This is a genomic window from Mesorhizobium sp. P3_A9 (assembly GCF_056402975.1).
On record NZ_JBFUGJ010000657.1, the window covers coordinates 1 to 1,544 of the forward strand.

A 1,544-nucleotide genomic window follows, 5' to 3' on the forward strand; every position below is an offset into this window, starting at 1 on the left:
ATTATTGGCGTCGTCGTTGTTCATAGTGATAAGATCGCTTCCCGTCCGGGCCGGGCCATGATGATCGTTTCCGCTGATACCCAGCTAGGATCAGGCATCGAGCAATTCGACCGTTCACCGATGCGTTTTGACGTTCGAAGGGAATTTCGAGCAGCCTGCACACGAGTTCAATCGTTGTCGGCATGCCGGCCATCACCGCAACGTGCGCCTTAATCCGGTCCTCCCAAGGGTCAACCTCACGCCTGTCCTCTTGCTCGGCTTCCGCAAGCGCCGTCTCGTCGCGGTCGAGCCACCAGCGCTCGCCGGCTCGATACCGCGTTAGAGCTTCGGCCCAAAGCTGGTCGCGGTCCCGCCTGATCGCCTCAACGTCGATCGTACAGCACCTCAAAGGCCAAAAGCGCCGGTTACCCGTTTGGTCCTTAAGGTAGTGTTCGTCGTTCGTCGTCGCGATAAACACGCATTGCCGGGGATGATCGATTGCGATCTTGCCATATGGCGTGCGGTAACGGTCGGTTGATCTGGCAATGAACCCTTTAACGGTTTCAGCATCCGACCGTTTCACATTTGCCAATTCAGAAAGTTCGATGATCCATTTGCCTGCCAGTTGGATTGCAGCGTCTGGTGTGTGCAAATCGGGCAATCGGTCAGTGAACCATTGCGCGCTGGCAAGAGCTTCAATTGCGGATGACTTCCCCTGTCCCTGCGGTCCTTCGAGGACAAGCAAATTATCCATTTTGGAACCTGGCCACATGATGCGCGCAACTGCACCRATCATAAATTTGGTTCCAACGATGCGAGCATATGGCGTATCGGACGCGCCGAAATATGCGGATGCCAGTTGCGGCAGACGTTCTGTGCCGTCCCATACGAGGTTGTTGAGGTAGTTGCGAACCGGATGCTGTTTGCGCGCGTTCGCGATCATCGCTACGCTATCAAACACATTTTCTTTAGCTGGCTTCCTGCCCACACTTTCGACAAGAGCTTTACAGTGCGTGGTGTCTAGATCAGCCCACTGACGTGGAGATGATGCGCGCTTGTCCCAAGGTAGCGTATCCGTCACCACTATCGTTTGCGCAAATTCATCGAATGCGACGGGTAAGCCGGCATCACTCAAAATTTTTGTAATCTCGACGGTCGAATTCTTCTCTACGATTGCCGTCGAGATGATGTTGTCGATCCCGTCGAGTTCACGTGGCACCTGCCTGCCCGGTTGCGGCACGTTTCCGTTGCTGCCGAATATCTTCGTTGGATCGGGCTGCGGTGGTCTGCCGTAAGCTTTCCAATGCAATGAAATCCAGCCGACCAATGTTCCGGCATCGATCGACCGCCACAGCTTTTCGTTGTCGGCAGAGTTGTTTTTGGCGTAACCGCCGCACCAGCTATTCCATCCCATGCGCACAAGATCGTCGTGGACAAGGCCTGTCGCTGCCTGCCGATATGAGCATGTGACGTTGCGCCATTCGTCGTATGTCAAATCTTCTGGGTTGATTTCGTTCAGCGCTGCGAGCGCCTGTGTGATCGTCGGTGCTCGATCAGTGCCGAGT

At 55.0% G+C, this 1,544-nt stretch carries 1 protein-coding gene; it reads right to left on the reverse strand.

Features of this window, described 5'->3' with window-relative positions:
- Position 1: 1 nt before the first annotated feature.
- The coding region (locus tag AC1DX0_RS35725; RefSeq protein ID WP_477359181.1) for a VapE domain-containing protein at positions 2 to 1,544 on the reverse strand (1,543 nt) is incomplete at its 5' end.